A 15,859-nucleotide genomic window follows, 5' to 3' on the forward strand; every position below is an offset into this window, starting at 1 on the left:
ACGTGCGTTTTTTGAGCTTCAAAAAACGGCTCGGAAACTGATATCAGTTTCCGTCCCCGCGCAGGCGGCATCCGTTCACCCAGACTTCGGCAACGGCCCGGTCATCCCCCATCATTATTGTGGGAAAAACGGCATCCCAGATGTGATCTGCTTCGGCGTGTCGCTGTGCAACAGCTGGTGTTGAGGTCAGATCAAGGACGCAAATGTCAGCCGCCATTCCTTTTGACAGGGCCCCGATCTCGTCCCCACGGTGCAGCACGGACGCCGACCCGGCGGTTGCCAGCCACAACAATTGCGCCGCATGCACTGGTTCTCCGCGCAGTTGTGCAATCTCATAGGTCGCGGCCATCGTGCGTAGCATCGAAAAAGATGACCCACCGCCCGTATCCGTGGCAAGTCCGACCTGTTGGCCCGCACGCGCCAATCCCATCAGGTCAAACAAGCCAGATCCGATAAACGTATTGGACGTCGGGCAATGCACGACGCCTGCGCCGACGTCACGCAGACGGTCTATTTCGCGCGTGGTTAGGTGGATGGCGTGACCATAAAGGCCGCGTGGGCCTAACAAACCGAACGCCTCATAGGTGTCCAGATAATCGCGATGATCCGGAAACAAATCACGCACCCATGCGATCTCGTCCACCTGTTCGCTTAGGTGTGTCTGCATGAGCGTATTGGGATGTTCGCCCCAAAGTGCACCAAGAGCAGCCAGCTGGTCGGGTGTTGACGTTGGCGAAAAGCGCGGCGTGATCGCATAAATCGCCCGCCCATTGCCGTGCCAGCGCGTCAGCAGTGCTTTGCTGTCGTCGTATGCACTTTGGGCAGTGTCGCGCAGGCCCTCGGGGGCGTTTCTGTCCATGCAGGTTTTCCCTGCCGCCATAGCCATACCGCGCGCGCTTGCTGCTTCGAACAACGCATCGACGCTTGCGGGGTGAATGGTGCAAAAACTGGCCACGCTGGTGGTGCCGTGATCCAGAACCAGATCAAGATAGCGCGCAGCGATGGTACGCGCATAAGCCGGATCGTGCAGGCGCATTTCTTCGGGGAAGGTGTAAATGTTCAGCCAATCGATCAGGCGTTTGCCCCAAGACGCGATCATCGCCGTCTGGGGATAGTGCGCATGTGCATCGATGAAACCCGGCATGATCAGGTGGCCGGTATGGTCGTGATGCACGACATCTGGCCCGGCTTGCGTGCGTGCATCATTGCCGACTGCGCTAATCTGACCGTTTTCGATCAAAACGGCGCTGTCTTCTTCGATATACACAGTGTCCTGCCACCGGGCCGTGAACGGATTGCCGGAAAATTGCAGCACATGACCGGTAAGAAGGTGGCGTGTGTTCATGCCTGCTTTATGGGCATCTATGCTTTGAGGTGCAAAGGCAAAATGCGCCCCATTGTGCGTCTGCCGCACGGGCCTTATGGTTCGCGTAATTCTCACGCAGCTAAAGGGCGGCCCCATGTCAAACGATACAGATGTGATGGATGCCGCGGCCGCGGAAGACACCGGATATGTGCTTGAGCGTAAAGACGTATCTGCCATCCTTTACGCTGTCGATATTGAGGATCGCGCGCAGCTGACCAAGCTGATGGAGCCTTTGCACGCTGCTGACATTGCGGACCTTTTGGAGCAGGTTAACCCTTTTGACCGGTCGCGCCTGATCCGATTGTTTGACCGCGAGTTTGATGGCGAAATTCTGTCAGAACTTGACGAGTCGATCCGTGAAGAGGTGATTGCGGTTCTTAAGCCGACTGTCCTTGCGGATGCGGTGCGCGAGTTGGACAGCGACGACGTCGTTGATCTGGTCGAAGACCTTGATGATGTCCAGCAGGAGCAAATTCTTGATGCGCTGGAAGATGGCGACCGCGCCATGGTCGAGCAATCGCTTGCCTTTCCTGAGTATTCCGCTGGTCGTTTGATGCAACGCGAAGTGGTCATGGCACCTGAACATTGGACGGTGGGTGAAGCGATTGATCGTTTGCGCAGCGCGTCCGAGGCCGAATTGCCGGACCAGTTCTATCACGTTGTGCTTGTTGATCCGCGTTTGCATCCCGTTGGCAATGTGACCCTTGGAAAGTTGATGCGCTCGCGTCGCGAGGTGAAGTTAACTGATCTGGTTGAGCCGACGTTTCGTGCCATCCCTGCCACGCAGGCCGAAAGCGATGTGGCCTATGCTTTTAACCAATATCATTTGATTTCGGCACCCGTCGTGGATGATGAGGGCCGGTTGATTGGCCTTATCACCATTGATGACGCGATGGCTGTGCTGGATGAAGAACACGAGGAAGACATCTTGCGTCTGGCTGGAGTGGGCGAAGAGTCGGCGCTTTCTGATACTGTGGTTGAAACCACGCGCCGCCGTATTCCTTGGTTGGCCGTGAACCTTTTGACGTCGATTTTTGCTTCAATCGTGATTGCGCAGTTTGAAATGGCTTTGGCGCAAATTGTGGCTTTGGCGGTGCTCATGCCGATTGTGGCATCCATGGGCGGCAATGCGGGCACGCAATCATTAACTGTAGCGGTCCGCGCCTTGGCGACCAAAGATTTGACCGGGGCCAACATATGGCGTGTGATCCGTCGCGAAGTTCTTGTTGGGCTTATCAATGGGCTGATTTTCGCGGTTGTCATGGGGGTCGTTGGGATCATTTGGTTTGGCTCGCCCGCCCTTGGTTACGTCATTGCGGCGGCAATGGTCGTGAATATGGTGGTGGCAGGTTTTGCCGGGACGGTAATTCCTGTGGTGCTGGATCGGCTAGGGGTTGATCCGGCGTTGGCATCTGGTGCCTTTGTGACGACGGTTACGGATATCGTCGGGTTCTTTGCCTTCTTAGGGCTGGCCGCCTTGGTGTTGTTGTGACGGATGCGGGGCTGGTCTGTTTGCCCGTGCGGGCAAAGGCGCCCACCCACCGACCCAAGGTGCGCGCATGGATTTGATGGCGCGAAAAGCTGAGGTGCGTAAGGCCGCTTTTGCTGCGCGCAAAGCGGCATATGATCTGGACCGGGGCGGCGCTTGTGGCCTGTTGTCTTCGGTTTTGGCCGGTTTTCGTGGCGTGCCTTTGGCGGGCTATATGCCTATTCGGTCTGAAATTGATCCGTTGCCGGCGATGGCCGAAGCCGCGGCGCATGGGTCTGTCTGTGTGCCGGTGATCATTGGTGCGGGCTTGCCATTGCAGTTTTCCCGCTGGACTCCGGATGCGGCGTTGCGCGCTGGGCCGTTTGGCGCGCAGGTGCCTTTGGTTGATGAGTTCATTGAACCTGAACTTGTGATCGTGCCGTTGGTGGCGTTCAATCGCACCGGTGGCCGGTTGGGATATGGCGGTGGATTTTATGATCGCACCCTGGAACGGTTGCGGGCGCGTGGGGCAGTTTTGGCGATTGGCTTTGCTTATGGTGCGCAGGAATTTGATAACCTGCCGCTTGAGTCAACGGATCAACCGCTTGATATGATCGTGACGCCCGAGGCTGTGATTGAGATCTAAGGCGGGGCGAGGACCGTTCATTCTTACTCATCCGTGCATTTTACTGGCATGATCCAAGGACCAAGATGGGTTTGTGCTTGTCGTCACGGTTTTGTGCGGCATATGGAGGGGTATGAATATACTTTTCTTGGGTGATGTGATGGGCCGTGCAGGTCGTCAGGCGATCACCGATCATTTGCCCCGACTGCGTACGCTTTGGGATTTGGAATTTGTCGTTGTGAACGGCGAGAATGCGACCTCGGGTATGGGGTTGTCTGGGGCGCATGCCAAGGCTTTGCTGGCGGCGGGTGCAGATTGCGTGACTTTGGGCGATCATGCTTTTGATCAAAAAGACATGTTGCAGTTCATCGAATCCGAGCCGCGCATTATTCGCCCGTTGAATTTCTCAAAAGCGGCGCCCGGCAAGGGCGCGCGTGTGTTTACCACGCAAAGCGGTAAGCGCGTGTTGGTAACGCAGGCTTTGGGGCAGGTGTTTATGAAGCGCCCCTTTGACGACCCGTTTTCCGCGCTTGAGACGGTGTTTCGCGCGCATCCATTGGACGGCGACATTGATGCCGCGATCGTGGATTTTCATTGCGAGGCGACTTCGGAGAAGATGGCCATGGGCCATTGGTGTGATGGGCGGGCCAGCTTGATGGTGGGCACGCACACGCATGTTCCGACGGGGGATGCGATGATCTTGTCGCGGGGCTGCGGTTATTTAAGCGATGCTGGCATGTGTGGCGATTACAATTCGGTCATCGGCATGCAACGTGACGAACCCTTGCGCCGCTTTATCACTGGGATGCCTAAGGCGCGTTTTGCGCCGGCTTTGGGGGCGGCGACCTTGTCTGGCGTCTATATCGAGACGGACGCGGGCGGGCATGCCTCGCGGATCGAGATGGTGCGCCAAGGCGGGCTTTTGCAACAAAGCGGGCCATGACGAAATCCGAACGCCTGCTTTGTCTGGCCGTTTTGGTCGGTGTTGGGGCTGCGTGGGGCATGACGTTGCCGTTGACTAAAATCGCGGTAAGCACGGGTCACAAACATTTTGGATTGCTGTTTTGGCAACTGGCCATTGGGGTCACGGTGATGAGCATCATCGCTGTTCTTCGTGGTACAAAGCTGCCCTTGGGGCGCGCACAATTGCGGGTCTATGTGATGATTGCGTTCATCGGATCGGTCTTGCCCAACACTGCCAGCTATCAGGCGGCGGTGCATTTGCCTGCAGGAGTATTGTCGATCTTGTTGTCGATGGTACCGATTTGGGCCTTTCCAATTGCCTTGGCTTTGTCGCTTGACCGGTTTGAATGGCGACGTTTTGTGGGGTTGGCTGTGGGCTTGGGGGCGGTTCTTATGATCGTTCTGCCGGGCGCAGAAATGTCGGGGACGATCCCGGCGTTTTGGGTGTTCATTGGCTTAATCGCGGGGTTGTTTTATGCCTGCGAAGGCAATGCCGTGGCACGCTGGGGCACGGCTGGCCTTGATCCGATACAGGTGCTGTGGGGCGCGTCGATTATAGGATGCGTGTGTGTGTTGCCGTTGGCGATTGGAACCGGGCAATGGATTGATCTGCGCCCGCCGTTTGGCGCGCCAGAGTTGGCGCAGTTGGCCAGCGGCGTGCTGCATGTGACGGCCTATGTGGGCTATGTTTGGCTGGTGGGGCGGGCTGGGCCGGTCTTTGCAGTGCAGATCGGCTATCTTGTGACCCTCTTTGGTATCATTTGGGCCAAACTTGTCTTGGCCGAGGCATATCCGGTGGCCATTTGGGGGGCTTTGGCCTTGATGATGTTGGGGATGTACCTGGTGCAGCCGCGCAAACAGGCAGGTCTTGATGCGCGTGCCGCAATAAGCGACACTGAACGTTGATTTCTGGCGTGCAATCAGGACCCTGCCTTTATGAGCTTTCTCGATGACACGACCATTCTGAACCCGATATTGGCACTGCTTCTGGTCGCAGTCATGTTTATCATGTTCGTGCGCGAAACCTATTCGACCGAAGTCGTTGCCATCACTGGCACGGCATTGATGCTGGCCACAGGCATTCTGCCCTACGCCGATGCGCTGGCTGTCCTGTCCAATCCGGCACCGTGGACAATTGCGGCGATGTTCATTGTGATGGGGGCACTTGTGCGAACGGGTGCCCTTGATGTGTTGACGCGCACCGCCGAACGCAATGCCAAGACACGCCCCAAAACGGCTGTAGTTGCTGTGATTTTAGCCGTGATGGGTGGGTCGGCCATCATGAACAACACGCCTGTCGTGGTTGTCATGATTCCGGTGATGGTCCAGCTGAGCAAGACGCTGGGCACGAAGGCCTCTAAGCTTTTGATTCCACTGAGTTACGCAGCAATCATGGGCGGTTCACTTACGTTGATCGGGACGTCGACAAACTTGTTGGTGGATGGGGTGGCGCGCAACGCGGGGCTGGAACCTTTTGGCATCTTTGAAATCTTGCCCATTGGTTTGGTCGTCTGCGTATGGGGTTTGATCTATATGTCGATCTTTGCGCCCCGCTTGCTGCCAGATCGCGACAGCATGGCGAATATGCTGTCGGACCGATCCAAGATGAAATTTTTCACCGAGGCTGTAATCCCCCCTGACAGCAACCTGATCGGACGCGAAGTGATGGGGGTGCAATTGTTCAAACGCGAAGGCGTGCGCTTGATTGATGTGGTGCGGGGGGATTTGTCTTTGCGGCGCGATCTGGCCAAGGTGGTTTTACAGGTCGGTGACCGCGTTGTTTTGCGCACGCAGATGACCGAACTGTTAAGCCTGCAAGCCACCAAAGAACTGCGCCGTGTGGATCAGGTTTCGGCCGTTGAAACCACCACGGTCGAAGCGCTGATCACGCCGGGCTGCAAGATGGTGGGACGTTCACTGGGCTCCTTGCGTTTGCGCAGGCGCTTCGGCGTCTATCCCCTTGCGGTGCATCGCCGCAATCAGAACATCGGGCGTCAGCTTGATGCGCTGGTGGTTAAAGTCGGGGATACCCTTTTGCTGGAAGGCGCACCCGGGGATATTCAACGCCTGTCGACGGAAATGGAGATGGTGGATGTGTCCCACCCTTCGGCACGCGCTTTTCGGCGCGCACATGCGCCGATTGCGGTGGCTGCACTGTTCGGTATCGTTGTGCTGGCGGCTTTGAATGTCGCGCCCATCCTGCTTTTGGCGGTGTTGGCCGTGGCGGTCGTGCTGGTCAGCGGGTGTATCGACGCAGACGAGGCGTTCTCTTATGTTGATGGCCAATTGCTGGCGTTAATCTTTGGGATGCTGGCGGTTGGCGCAGGCTTGCAACATTCAGGTGCGATATCACTGATCGTCGAGGGCGTGTCACCGGGCTTGGCGACGCTGCCAGCGCCTTTGATCGTGCTCATCGTGTTCCTGATGACCTCAACCCTAACCGAGATCGTGTCCAACAACGCTGTTGCCGTTATCATGACGCCGATTGCGATCAGCCTTGGAACGGCCTTGGGGCTTGATCCGCGCCCGCTTGTGGTGGCGGTGATGATTGCAGCATCCTGTGCATTTGCCACGCCAATTGGTTATCAAACGAATACGCTTGTTTATGGTCCTGGTGGCTATAAATTCAGCGATTTCATGCGGGTAGGGATCCCCTTGAACCTTAGTGTGGGTCTGTTGGCGTCGCTTGTCATTCCCTTCATTTGGCCGCTTTGAAAATTTTTACGGGCTGTTAAGTGCCCGTTTGCTAAGCTTCCGACGCCATTTGGTTCCGGAGGAAACCCTTTGCCTGATCGACAGATGCCCGCGCAGGCAGAGCGCAGATTGCACCCGCGTCTTGTCAAACCTGAATACGAGGATTCGGGGCTGTTCAAACGGCACCCTTGCATCATCAACGCTGCACTGGTGCCGCAATTTTCCCACTCAAGACGGGGTGATTTGATCGTGCGGGGGGTTTTGGAGTGCGGAACAACCATTGAGGCGGTGTTTGCCGGACGCCGGGCCAAAACGGCCATCCCGGTCGAGGCGCGCTTGCGCAAGATGTTGACGAATGCGCGCCGCCGTGTGGCCGACGCAACGACCCTAAATGCAGATATGGTCCGTTTATATGCGCGCATTCATGGCGCATGGCGTCCTCGATTTGTGCGAAACCGCGCTGGGTGGGAAACGCGCAATTGGCAGTTCATGGCAGCACAATGGAGCATGTTAGACGGGTTCGGCGCGGTGCGGCAATTTGGTGAACCGCCTTTTATCTCGCAAGCGCTGATGAAAAGCCTTGGTGAAGGACATTGAGGGCTGAAAACTCTGTGGTCGACGATCTGTCGCCGCTAAAATCAACCGTCTCGCTTGATTCCAATGTCACATGTCCACGGGCAACGCGCCCGACACTTTCATCTGCCTTAGGATAAACGTGGTCGTCGTGGTGCGCACAACGCCAAGCCCAAGCAGGTTGCGCATGATGAAATCCTCCAAGGCTTCGGGGTCGGTGGCCGCAACTTTCATGACATAGTCGAAGTCGCCCGTAATGGACGCACATTCAAGAACCTGCTCGTTCTGGCTGACAAAATCATGGAAGGTTTTGATCGACGACACGTCGTGGCTGACAAGGGAGACCTGAACGTGGGCAAGGGCGTGTAAACCTAATTTCTTGCCGTCCAAAATAGCAGCATATCGTGTGATATAACCGTCTTCTTCCAACCGTTTGACGCGCCGCCAACACGGCGACGGCGACAAGCCAACAGCATCAGACAACGCCTGCGTGCTGGCGCGTCCATCGCGTTGCAGGACTTTGAGGATGAGCTTTTCAAAAGTATCGAGCATGAATTTACCTGAATATCGTCAAACTTTGGCGAAACTTACCTAATATTGACAAAAAGTGTTTAATTCCGAAAGCGTATACCTCAGTTTGCCCAGTAACATACCTTGAAAGTGTTGAAATCACAGAATTTCGACATCCCATCCAGCTATTCAAGCATTAATCAATGCACAAGGTGACACGCATGAGCCAAAAACAGTATGTTTATCAATCCATTGCGCGCGCGGTCAAAGATCACGGGACCACGACAATGTTTGGGCTGATGGGGGATGCCAACCTGTTTATGGTCGACAGTTTTGTGCGCGACAGTGGCGGTCGTTTTGTGCCCGCAGCGCACGAGGGCAGCACCGTTTTGATGGCATCGGCCTATGCCCATGTGTCGGGCAAGGTTGGTGTTGCGACCGTGACCCACGGGCCTGCCTTAACCAATTGTATGACGGCGTTGGTGGAAACTGCGCGCGGGCGGGCACCTTTGGTGATTTTGGTGGGCGACACGCCCGCCGACAATCCGCGCCATCTGCAAAGCATCGATCAACGCGATGTCGTTGGCAGCACAGGCGCGGGGTTCGAACAACTGCGCACGCCTGCAACGGTCGCAGAAGATGTCGCGCGGGCATTTTACCGCGCGCAGGTCGAACGCCGCCCCATTGTGTTAAACATGCCGGCAGATTTTATGTGGCAAGAAGCCGAATACGCCCCCCAAGTGCTTGATGTGTTCATGGAACCCGGAGGTGCGGCCGATGGCGACGTTTTGGACAACGCAATCGGCATGATCGCATCGGCGCGCCGTCCCTTGATCTTGGCGGGCGGCGGCGCAGTCGCGGCACGGGACCAATTGGTGCGATTGGCCGACCGGTTAGAAGCGCCCGTCGCCACAACGCTTCAGGCCAAGGGTATGTTTAAGGATCACCCCTATAACCTTGATATCTTTGGGACATTATCCACTCCGGCGGCCTATGACCTGATCGCGCAATCTGATTGCATCATCTGCTTTGGCACGTCGTTGCACGATTTCACAACGGATCGTGGCAAGCTGATGAAAGACAAGCGGATCATCCAAATCGATGTGGACCCAGTCGCGATTGGCGGCGGGTTACATCCTGATGCCGCTTTGGTCGCGGATGCAGGATTAACGGCTGATAAAATTATGTATTGGCTGGACGAGGCTGAAATCCCAGCAAGCGGTTTCACGCGCGAACTTGAGCCCGGAACGCTCACCGCGCATATCGACGGGACTGGCAAAGCCAAAGAGGGGTTCGTCAACTACGTTCACGCCCTTGAACGGTTAGAAGACGCCTTGCCCAAAGATCGTTTGCTTGTCACCGATGGCGGGCGTTTCATGACTGAAGTGTGGTGTCGGATTTCAGTTTCTGACCCGCAGAGCTTTGTCGGCACTGTCAATTTTGGGGCCATCGGGTTGGGCCTGCAAGAAGCGATGGGCGCAAGCCTTGCGGCGCCGGACCGCCCCGTTGTTTTGTTCAGTGGGGATGGCGGTTTCATGATGGGCGGCATTAACGAATTCAACACAGCCGTGCGCCTTGGGCTTGATCTGATCGTCATCATCGCCAACGATTCCGCTTATGGTGCGGAACATATCCAATTTGTGGATCGCAAAATGGACCCGAGTTTGACTGAATTTCAGTGGCCGTCTTTTGTTGATGTTGCAAAATCTTTGGGCGGGGACGGCGTCGAAGTACGTTCGAATGATCGGCTTGAACAAGCACTGGCAGCGATTGAGACACGAAAGGGCCCATTTCTGATAGAACTGCGATTGGATCCAGAGGATGTCCCTCGGATGCGCATCTGACGCGGCTTTGATAGCAGGCTGCCCAACGTGTTCAGGCAATCGCTTTGGATCGTCCTGCATTCCGCCCTGAAAAGATGCAGCCGCCCAAAAATGTACCCTCAAGCGCGTTGTACCCGTGGTATCCGCCACCACCAAAGCCTGCGACTTCTCCGGCTGCGAACAGGCCTGACACGCATTTTCCGTCTGCGCCGATCATTTGACTGTCGAGGTTGGTATGCAGCCCGCCCAGCGTTTTCCGCGTCAGAATATGCAGTTTGACGGCAATCAGCGGCCCGTTTGCCGCATCAAGGAATTTGTGCGGTTTGGCCGTGCGTAGAAGGCGATCGCCACGGTAGTTGCGCGCGGCATGGATGGCCATCATCTGCGCATCTTTGGAAAACGGATTGTCGATTTGTAAATCGCGCGCGGTGATTTGCGCACGCAGGTGACTTTCGTCGATCACCGCATCGCTCGCGATCTTGTTCATGCCTGTCACGAGGTCGCTGAGGGTGTTGGCAACTACAAAATCTTCGCCCTTTTCTTTGAACGCCTCGACTGGCCCGGTGGCTTTTGACCCCGACAGTAAACGCTGGCGCAGGACTTCGCTCCATTTGCCAGAGGTGAGGTCTGGGTTCTGTTCTGATCCGGATAGGGCGAATTCCTTTTTGATCACCTTTTGGGTCAGCACAAACCAGCTATAATCATAGCCTGTTTTCAGGATTTCGCGCAGAGTGCCGACGCTGTCAAAACCGGGCAGGGCAGGGGGCTTTAGGCGATTGCCGCGCGCGTCAAACCACATCGACGATGGCCCCGGCAAGATACGGATGCCATGCGCGGGCCAAATCGGGTCCCAGTTTTTGACGCCTTCGGTGTAATGCCACATGCGATCACCATTGATGACATGGCCGCCTGCATCTTCAGAAATCGCGATCATGCGCCCGTCAACGTGGGCTGGCACACCTGCGATCATGTTCTTTGGCGCCGGGCCAAGGCGACCTGTCGGCCATACTTTGCGCACCATTTCAAAATTGCCACCAATGCCGCCCGAGGTCACGACGATTGACGGTGCTTCATAGGTAAAGTCGCCAGTGGCCTCGCGGTTGGTTTTTTGACCACGTGCGCCGATGTCATCGGCCAAAACGGTTCCACTGACGCCTTTGGCCTCACCGTTTTCCATATCGATCCGGTCGACTTGGTGACGGAAATGGAATTGGATGAGGCCCGTTTTTTCGTGTTCAAAGCATCGGTGCACAAAATGTTCGATAATACCCGGGCCGGTGCCCCATGTTAGGTGAAAGCGCGGCACTGAATTGCCGTGCCCGTCGGCAAACCCGCCGCCACGTTCTGCCCAGCCGACGATGGGAAACCAGCGCAAGCCCATATCATGCAGCCAAGGGCGCATGTCTCCGGCTGCAAAGTCGATGTAGCTTTCCGCCCATTTGCGTGGCCATGCATCTTCGGGGCGGTCAAATTGTGCACTGCCCATCCAATCGGTCAGGGCAAGTTCGCGGCTGTCCTTGATGCCCATGCGGCGTTGTTCCGGTGTGTCGACCATGAACAGCCCACCCAGGCTCCAAAACGCTTGCCCGCCTAAGAAACTGCGCGGTTCTTGATCAAGGATGATGACGCGCTTGCCTCGGTCGGCAAGTTCTGCTGCGGCTGTCAGCCCGGCAAGGCCTGCGCCCACAATAATGGCGTCTGCATGGGCCATCACATGCCGCCTTTTGAGCGGCGAAACCACAGAACGAATGGGACAACAACGATGTACATCGTCACGCCATAGATGGCTGAAGGCAAAGTGAGTGGGCTCATGAACCCGTCCGGTTGATTGGCGATCAACGTGCCAAGCGCGATGCCAAGCGTGCCATTTTGGATGCCCGTTTCAACGGCGATGGTCTTGGTCTGGTGCCAGTCGAGCAGAAAGAGGCGGGCAATGACAAAGCCAAATCCCAACAACACGAGGTTAAGGGCGATCAAACTGGGCCCGAGGGTGGCCAGGTTTTCGGTAAACAATGTCCAGTTGCTTGCTACGGCCGCGATGACGATCAAGATGAACAATGCAGAAGACATTTTGCTAAGGACCGGTTCGACCTGCGTGGCAAAGCCGGTGGCAAAGTGGCGGACGAAGACGCCCAAACAAACGGGTACGGTGGTAATGGCAAAGACAGCAAGGGTAAGCGCGGCAATCGAGATGTCGGGTGCGTTTTCCCCCATGAAGTAGGTCACAGCCCATGCGGTCATGACAGGAATTGTCACCAAACTGAGCAGGCTGATGACAGCCGTGAGGGACACAGACAGCGCTACATCCGCGCGCGCCCACTTTGAAACAACGTTAGAGGTGACACCACCCGGGCAAAAGGACAGGACCATAATGCCGGCAGCAAGTGCAGAGGGCAGGTTAAATACCAGCACGATGACAAAGGCGACCGCCGGCAGAACGATGACTTGCGCTATGGCTCCGGCGGCAAAAGCACGAGGGTGTTTGAGGACACGCGCAAAGTCAGCGATCGTAAGGCCGATACCCAAACTGAACATGATTATGGCCAAGGATAGTGGCAGTACTACGTTTATCAATGTGTCCATGATTTTGCTCTCCCTCAACTGAGAAGTTAAGCGGGTCGGTGTACGTGGCGCAACCTTGACGCTGGGTGCTGCCCCGTTTTCCGAATTGGGAAAACGGTCCGGAAACTGAGATCAGTTTCCGGCTCCCAAGGGCATCACAGTGGCCAAAACACAAGGATGGCGGGGATGCTCACGGCGACCACGATAATCTCAAGCGGCAAGCCAATTCGCCAATAATCTCCGAATTGATACCCACCAGGACCAAGGATTAACGTGTTGTTCTTGTGCCCAATAGGCGTAAGAAATGCCGCCGATGCCGCTACGGCGACTGCCATCAAGAACGGGTCAGGCGATACACCAAGTGTCTGAGCCATCTGAATACCCACGGGCGCGGCCACAATGGTGGTGGCTGTGTTGTTCAGAACGTCTGACAAGCTCATCGTGACCACCATCAATACCGTCAGAACAGCCCACGCAGGCATGCCGTTTGTGAGTGTGACAAGCCAGCCTGCAATCAATTCGGTGCCGCCTGAACTTTCAAGCGCAGCGCCCAGAGGAATCATAGACCCTAGCAGAACGATCACAGGCCATTCGATATGGGTATAAAGCTCAGACAGGGGGACGATCTTGGACAGCACATAGGCCACCACCACAAGCCCCAAGGCGACGGGCAGATAAAGTAACCCAACACTGGCCGCGGCCACCGCGCCTGCAAACAACCCGATAGCAAGCCAGACTTTTTCATCGGCCGTCACTGCCAAGCCGCGTTCAGCCAATGGTAGGGTGCCCAACCACTGCGTAACATCCGCGCCAGTATCGCGTGGCACCAGCAGCAATAGGATGTCGCCCGCGCGGATTTCGGTCTTGCGGATCTGTTTGGTGATCCGTTTCCCGCCGCGTGAGATGCCCATAAGGATCGTTGATTGCCGCCAGCTTAGGCCAACCGCTTGCGCGGTGCGTCCGATCAGGCGGGATTGGTCAGAGACCACAACTTCGATAATTTCAACACCGTCGCCCGCGGCTTTCAATCGCTCTTCGCGGGTGGCTTCTGCGACGGCCAAGCCAAGGGCGGCGCGAAATTCATCCAACGCATCCGGCGTCGCTTCGAGCACAAGCGCATCATTGGCTGCCAACACAGCGTTGCGCGCGCGTCCATATTGGCGTTTGCCGTCGCGGATCAACCCGATGATGGCCACGTCTGCCTTTTCGGCATCTTCTTCCAATTCGCCAGCGCGTTTGCCGATCAGTTTAGACCCGACAGGCACCGTCAGTTCAGCAATGTATTGCGAAAGCGCGTCTTGCGCATCGTCTTGATCGTCGCGGGCCGGTATCAACCGCCACCCCACGAGTGCGACGAACAACAGACCTGCAATCGCGGCGATCCCGCCCACCGGGGCAAAGTCGAACATGCGGAAGGGTTCGCCAAGACTGTCTTGCCGGATCGTGGCGATGATAATGTTCGGCGGCGTGCCGATCAACGTGACCATCCCCCCAAGGATCGTCGCAAAGCTAAGCGGCATCAGGCTCAGGCCCGGATTGCGTCCCGCTTTGCGCGCGGTTTGGATGTCGACAGGCATCAGCAGCGCGAGGGCGGCAACGTTGTTCATAAATGCGGACAAAATCCCGCCAATTGCGCCCATCAACGCGATGTGACTGCCAAGGCTGCGACTGGCATCAACAAGGGTGCGTGTGATCAAAAACACCGCACCTGACCGTACCAAACCCGCCGAGACCACAAGCACTAGCGCGACAACCAATGTTGCAGGGTGCCCAAAGCCCGAAAACGCGTCTTTGTTGGGTACAACACCCAACACCACCGCGACCATCAGCGCTGAAAAGGCGACTATATCATAGCGAAAGCGCCCCCACAGCAGCAGCCCAAAGACGGCACCAAAAAGCGAAAAGAGGATAATTTGATCAGTTGTCATGGGCCGCACGTTAGGCCTGTCAGCGTGTGGTGACCAGCGCGATTTTGGCGACCTTGGTACCGCTTTGGCCGCGCGCTTGGGAATTAACACCACGGGAAAAGTGCAAAAGCTGCGTCGTTGCCTGCGCCATCGCGGTCGTGCGTTTGCACGCTGGGCTTGCCCCCCTTTGACAGAATGCCCTATAGCATCGCCCAACAGCATTTCCGCATATGGCAAGACAGGAGGCTCTGATGGCAGGCCACTCAAAATGGGCAAACATTCAGCACCGCAAAGGGCGGCAGGATAAAATCCGCGCTAAACTGTTTTCCAAAATGTCAAAGGAGATCACGATTGCCGCCAAAATGGGCGAACCGGATCCGGACAAAAACCCGCGCCTGCGCCTTGCCGTGAAAGAGGCTAAATCCAATTCCGTTCCCAAGGACGTGATCGACCGCGCCATCAAGAAGTCCGAAGCAGGTGATGGGGACGATTACGAAGAAATCCGCTATGAGGGCTATGGCCCCAACGGTGTGGCGGTGATTGTCGAGGCGATGACAGACAATCGCAACCGAACCGCGTCGACTGTACGTTCGACCTTTACCAAGAATGGCGGCAATCTGGGTGAAACCGGCAGCGTTGGTTTTATGTTCGATCGTAAAGGCGTGGTCAGCTATCCGGCGGCTGTGGGTGATGCGGACACTGTGATGATGGCCGCAATCGAAGCCGGTGCCGAAGATGTCGAATCCTCTGAAGATGGGCATGTGATCTGGTGCGCAGATACGGATCTGAATGACGTTTCAAATGCGCTTGAAACCGAATTGGGCGAGTCAGAGTCGACCAAATTGATCTGGCGCCCCACCACAACAACCGAAATGGATGTCATCGCGATGCAAAAGCTGATGAAGCTGGTGGACGCGTTGGAAGATGATGACGACGTGCAGCAGGTCACAACCAACTTCGAAGCCAGCGATGAAGTTATGGCACAGCTCGACGAAGGTTAAAGTCTTTGATCTGATAAATTGCAAAACGCCGCGCTGGAATACAGGCGCGGCGTTTTTGATTCCAGTCAGGGCGCTGGACGTGTTACCTAAACAACTGCCGCGCAGCTTTGCTCCAACTCGGGGTCGCAGCACTTTGCGCGCTCGGGGTTTGACGGCGCAGCCGACGCATCAGGCCTTTGATATCGTTCAAGCGGGTGCGCGCAGCACTGCCTCCGGCCCGGCTTTGAACCGACAAGATTTTTTCCTGCGTCTGTAGCGCGGCCTCGATCAATTGGAGGTCATGAGCGGTCAGATCAACGCTGTGAGACTCATCTGCCATCGGTTGCTTCCTTGTTTTTATTGACCAACTTTATGCGGCCTTAAGTTG

14 protein-coding genes are annotated in these 15,859 nt (G+C 56.3%); 8 read left to right on the forward strand and 6 right to left on the reverse strand.

Annotated features, from left to right (window positions below):
• Positions 1 to 43: 43 nt before the first annotated feature.
• Positions 44 to 1,345, reverse strand: a complete 1,302-nt coding sequence (gene guaD, locus ABJF76_RS17060) for a guanine deaminase (protein WP_413820905.1) — start codon at positions 1,343 to 1,345, stop codon at positions 44 to 46.
• Positions 1,346 to 1,460: 115 nt separating this feature from the next.
• On the opposite strand from guaD, the gene mgtE reads away from it, so the two are divergent.
• The 6 genes from mgtE to ABJF76_RS17090 all read left to right on the forward strand — a co-directional run bounded on the left by mgtE (position 1,461) and on the right by ABJF76_RS17090 (position 7,713).
• The gene (mgtE, locus tag ABJF76_RS17065) at positions 1,461 to 2,858 is read left to right on the forward strand and encodes a magnesium transporter (protein ID WP_413820906.1); all 1,398 of its coding nucleotides are present in this window, start codon (positions 1,461 to 1,463) and stop codon (positions 2,856 to 2,858) included.
• 67 nt (positions 2,859 to 2,925) lie between these two features.
• Positions 2,926 to 3,480 (forward strand): 5-formyltetrahydrofolate cyclo-ligase, encoded by a 555-nt coding sequence (locus tag ABJF76_RS17070; RefSeq protein WP_413820907.1) that lies wholly within the window; start codon positions 2,926 to 2,928, stop codon positions 3,478 to 3,480.
• Positions 3,481 to 3,592: 112 nt separating this feature from the next.
• Positions 3,593 to 4,402, forward strand: coding sequence for a YmdB family metallophosphoesterase (locus ABJF76_RS17075; RefSeq protein ID WP_413820908.1), 810 nt, complete (start codon positions 3,593 to 3,595; stop codon positions 4,400 to 4,402).
• A complete protein-coding gene (locus tag ABJF76_RS17080) occupies positions 4,399 to 5,328 on the forward strand; it encodes a DMT family transporter (RefSeq protein ID WP_413820909.1) in 930 nt (309 codons plus the stop codon). The genes ABJF76_RS17075 and ABJF76_RS17080 overlap by 4 nt, the downstream gene beginning before the upstream one ends.
• Positions 5,329 to 5,358: 30 nt before the next feature.
• Positions 5,359 to 7,137 carry an SLC13 family permease gene (locus ABJF76_RS17085; protein WP_413820910.1) on the forward strand — a complete coding sequence of 593 codons (1,779 nt, stop codon included), beginning with the start codon at positions 5,359 to 5,361 and terminating at the stop codon, positions 7,135 to 7,137.
• A 69-nt stretch (positions 7,138 to 7,206) separates the two neighbouring features.
• On the forward strand, positions 7,207 to 7,713 hold the full coding sequence (locus tag ABJF76_RS17090) for a hypothetical protein (RefSeq protein ID WP_413820911.1): 507 nt from the start codon (positions 7,207 to 7,209) through the stop codon (positions 7,711 to 7,713).
• 66 nt (positions 7,714 to 7,779) lie between these two features.
• Here the strand turns inward: ABJF76_RS17090 and ABJF76_RS17095 are convergent, their stop codons facing one another.
• Entirely contained in the window at positions 7,780 to 8,241 is a 462-nt protein-coding gene (locus ABJF76_RS17095; RefSeq protein ID WP_413820912.1) for an Lrp/AsnC family transcriptional regulator, read from the reverse strand.
• 179 nt (positions 8,242 to 8,420) lie between these two features.
• On the opposite strand from ABJF76_RS17095, the gene ABJF76_RS17100 reads away from it, so the two are divergent.
• Positions 8,421 to 10,043, forward strand: coding sequence for a thiamine pyrophosphate-binding protein (locus ABJF76_RS17100; RefSeq protein ID WP_413820913.1), 1,623 nt, complete (start codon positions 8,421 to 8,423; stop codon positions 10,041 to 10,043).
• A 31-nt stretch (positions 10,044 to 10,074) separates the two neighbouring features.
• Here the strand turns inward: ABJF76_RS17100 and ABJF76_RS17105 are convergent, their stop codons facing one another.
• The 3 genes from ABJF76_RS17105 to ABJF76_RS17115 all read right to left on the reverse strand — a co-directional run bounded on the left by ABJF76_RS17105 (position 10,075) and on the right by ABJF76_RS17115 (position 14,512).
• Positions 10,075 to 11,733, reverse strand: a complete 1,659-nt coding sequence (locus ABJF76_RS17105) for an FAD-binding dehydrogenase (RefSeq protein ID WP_413820914.1) — start codon at positions 11,731 to 11,733, stop codon at positions 10,075 to 10,077.
• A complete protein-coding gene (locus tag ABJF76_RS17110) occupies positions 11,733 to 12,605 on the reverse strand; it encodes a bile acid:sodium symporter family protein (protein ID WP_413820915.1) in 873 nt (290 codons plus the stop codon). Before ABJF76_RS17110 ends, ABJF76_RS17105 begins: the two co-directional genes overlap by 1 nt.
• A gap of 134 nt (positions 12,606 to 12,739) precedes the next feature.
• Positions 12,740 to 14,512, reverse strand: coding sequence for an SLC13 family permease (locus ABJF76_RS17115; protein ID WP_413820916.1), 1,773 nt, complete (start codon positions 14,510 to 14,512; stop codon positions 12,740 to 12,742).
• 230 nt (positions 14,513 to 14,742) lie between these two features.
• On the opposite strand from ABJF76_RS17115, the gene ABJF76_RS17120 reads away from it, so the two are divergent.
• The gene (locus ABJF76_RS17120) at positions 14,743 to 15,492 is read left to right on the forward strand and encodes a YebC/PmpR family DNA-binding transcriptional regulator (protein WP_413820917.1); all 750 of its coding nucleotides are present in this window, start codon (positions 14,743 to 14,745) and stop codon (positions 15,490 to 15,492) included.
• Between the two features lie 82 nt (positions 15,493 to 15,574).
• Here the strand turns inward: ABJF76_RS17120 and ABJF76_RS17125 are convergent, their stop codons facing one another.
• Positions 15,575 to 15,811 (reverse strand): hypothetical protein, encoded by a 237-nt coding sequence (locus ABJF76_RS17125; protein ID WP_413820918.1) that lies wholly within the window; start codon positions 15,809 to 15,811, stop codon positions 15,575 to 15,577.
• Between the last annotated feature and the right edge of the window lie 48 nt (positions 15,812 to 15,859).

This window comes from Tateyamaria sp. (genome assembly GCF_039940735.1).
Taxonomy (GTDB): Bacteria; Pseudomonadota; Alphaproteobacteria; order Rhodobacterales; family Rhodobacteraceae; genus Tateyamaria.

Bases quoted from the DNA above. Each gene is read 5' to 3' on its own strand.
- ABJF76_RS17070 (WP_413820907.1), top strand. From the start codon at position 2,926: ATGGATTTGATGGCGCGAAAAGCTGAGGTGCGTAAGGCCGCTTTTGCT.
- guaD (WP_413820905.1), bottom strand. From the start codon at position 1,345: ATGAACACACGCCACCTTCTTACCGGTCATGTGCTGCAATTTTCCGGC.
- ABJF76_RS17085 (WP_413820910.1), top strand. From the start codon at position 5,359: ATGAGCTTTCTCGATGACACGACCATTCTGAACCCGATATTGGCACTG.
- ABJF76_RS17075 (WP_413820908.1), top strand. From the start codon at position 3,593: ATGAATATACTTTTCTTGGGTGATGTGATGGGCCGTGCAGGTCGTCAG.
- ABJF76_RS17080 (WP_413820909.1), top strand. From the start codon at position 4,399: ATGACGAAATCCGAACGCCTGCTTTGTCTGGCCGTTTTGGTCGGTGTT.
- ABJF76_RS17100 (WP_413820913.1), top strand. From the start codon at position 8,421: ATGAGCCAAAAACAGTATGTTTATCAATCCATTGCGCGCGCGGTCAAA.
- ABJF76_RS17105 (WP_413820914.1), bottom strand. From the start codon at position 11,733: ATGGCCCATGCAGACGCCATTATTGTGGGCGCAGGCCTTGCCGGGCTG.
- mgtE (WP_413820906.1), top strand. From the start codon at position 1,461: ATGTCAAACGATACAGATGTGATGGATGCCGCGGCCGCGGAAGACACC.
- ABJF76_RS17115 (WP_413820916.1), bottom strand. From the start codon at position 14,512: ATGACAACTGATCAAATTATCCTCTTTTCGCTTTTTGGTGCCGTCTTT.
- ABJF76_RS17095 (WP_413820912.1), bottom strand. From the start codon at position 8,241: ATGCTCGATACTTTTGAAAAGCTCATCCTCAAAGTCCTGCAACGCGAT.
- ABJF76_RS17125 (WP_413820918.1), bottom strand. From the start codon at position 15,811: ATGGCAGATGAGTCTCACAGCGTTGATCTGACCGCTCATGACCTCCAA.
- ABJF76_RS17110 (WP_413820915.1), bottom strand. From the start codon at position 12,605: ATGGACACATTGATAAACGTAGTACTGCCACTATCCTTGGCCATAATC.
- ABJF76_RS17120 (WP_413820917.1), top strand. From the start codon at position 14,743: ATGGCAGGCCACTCAAAATGGGCAAACATTCAGCACCGCAAAGGGCGG.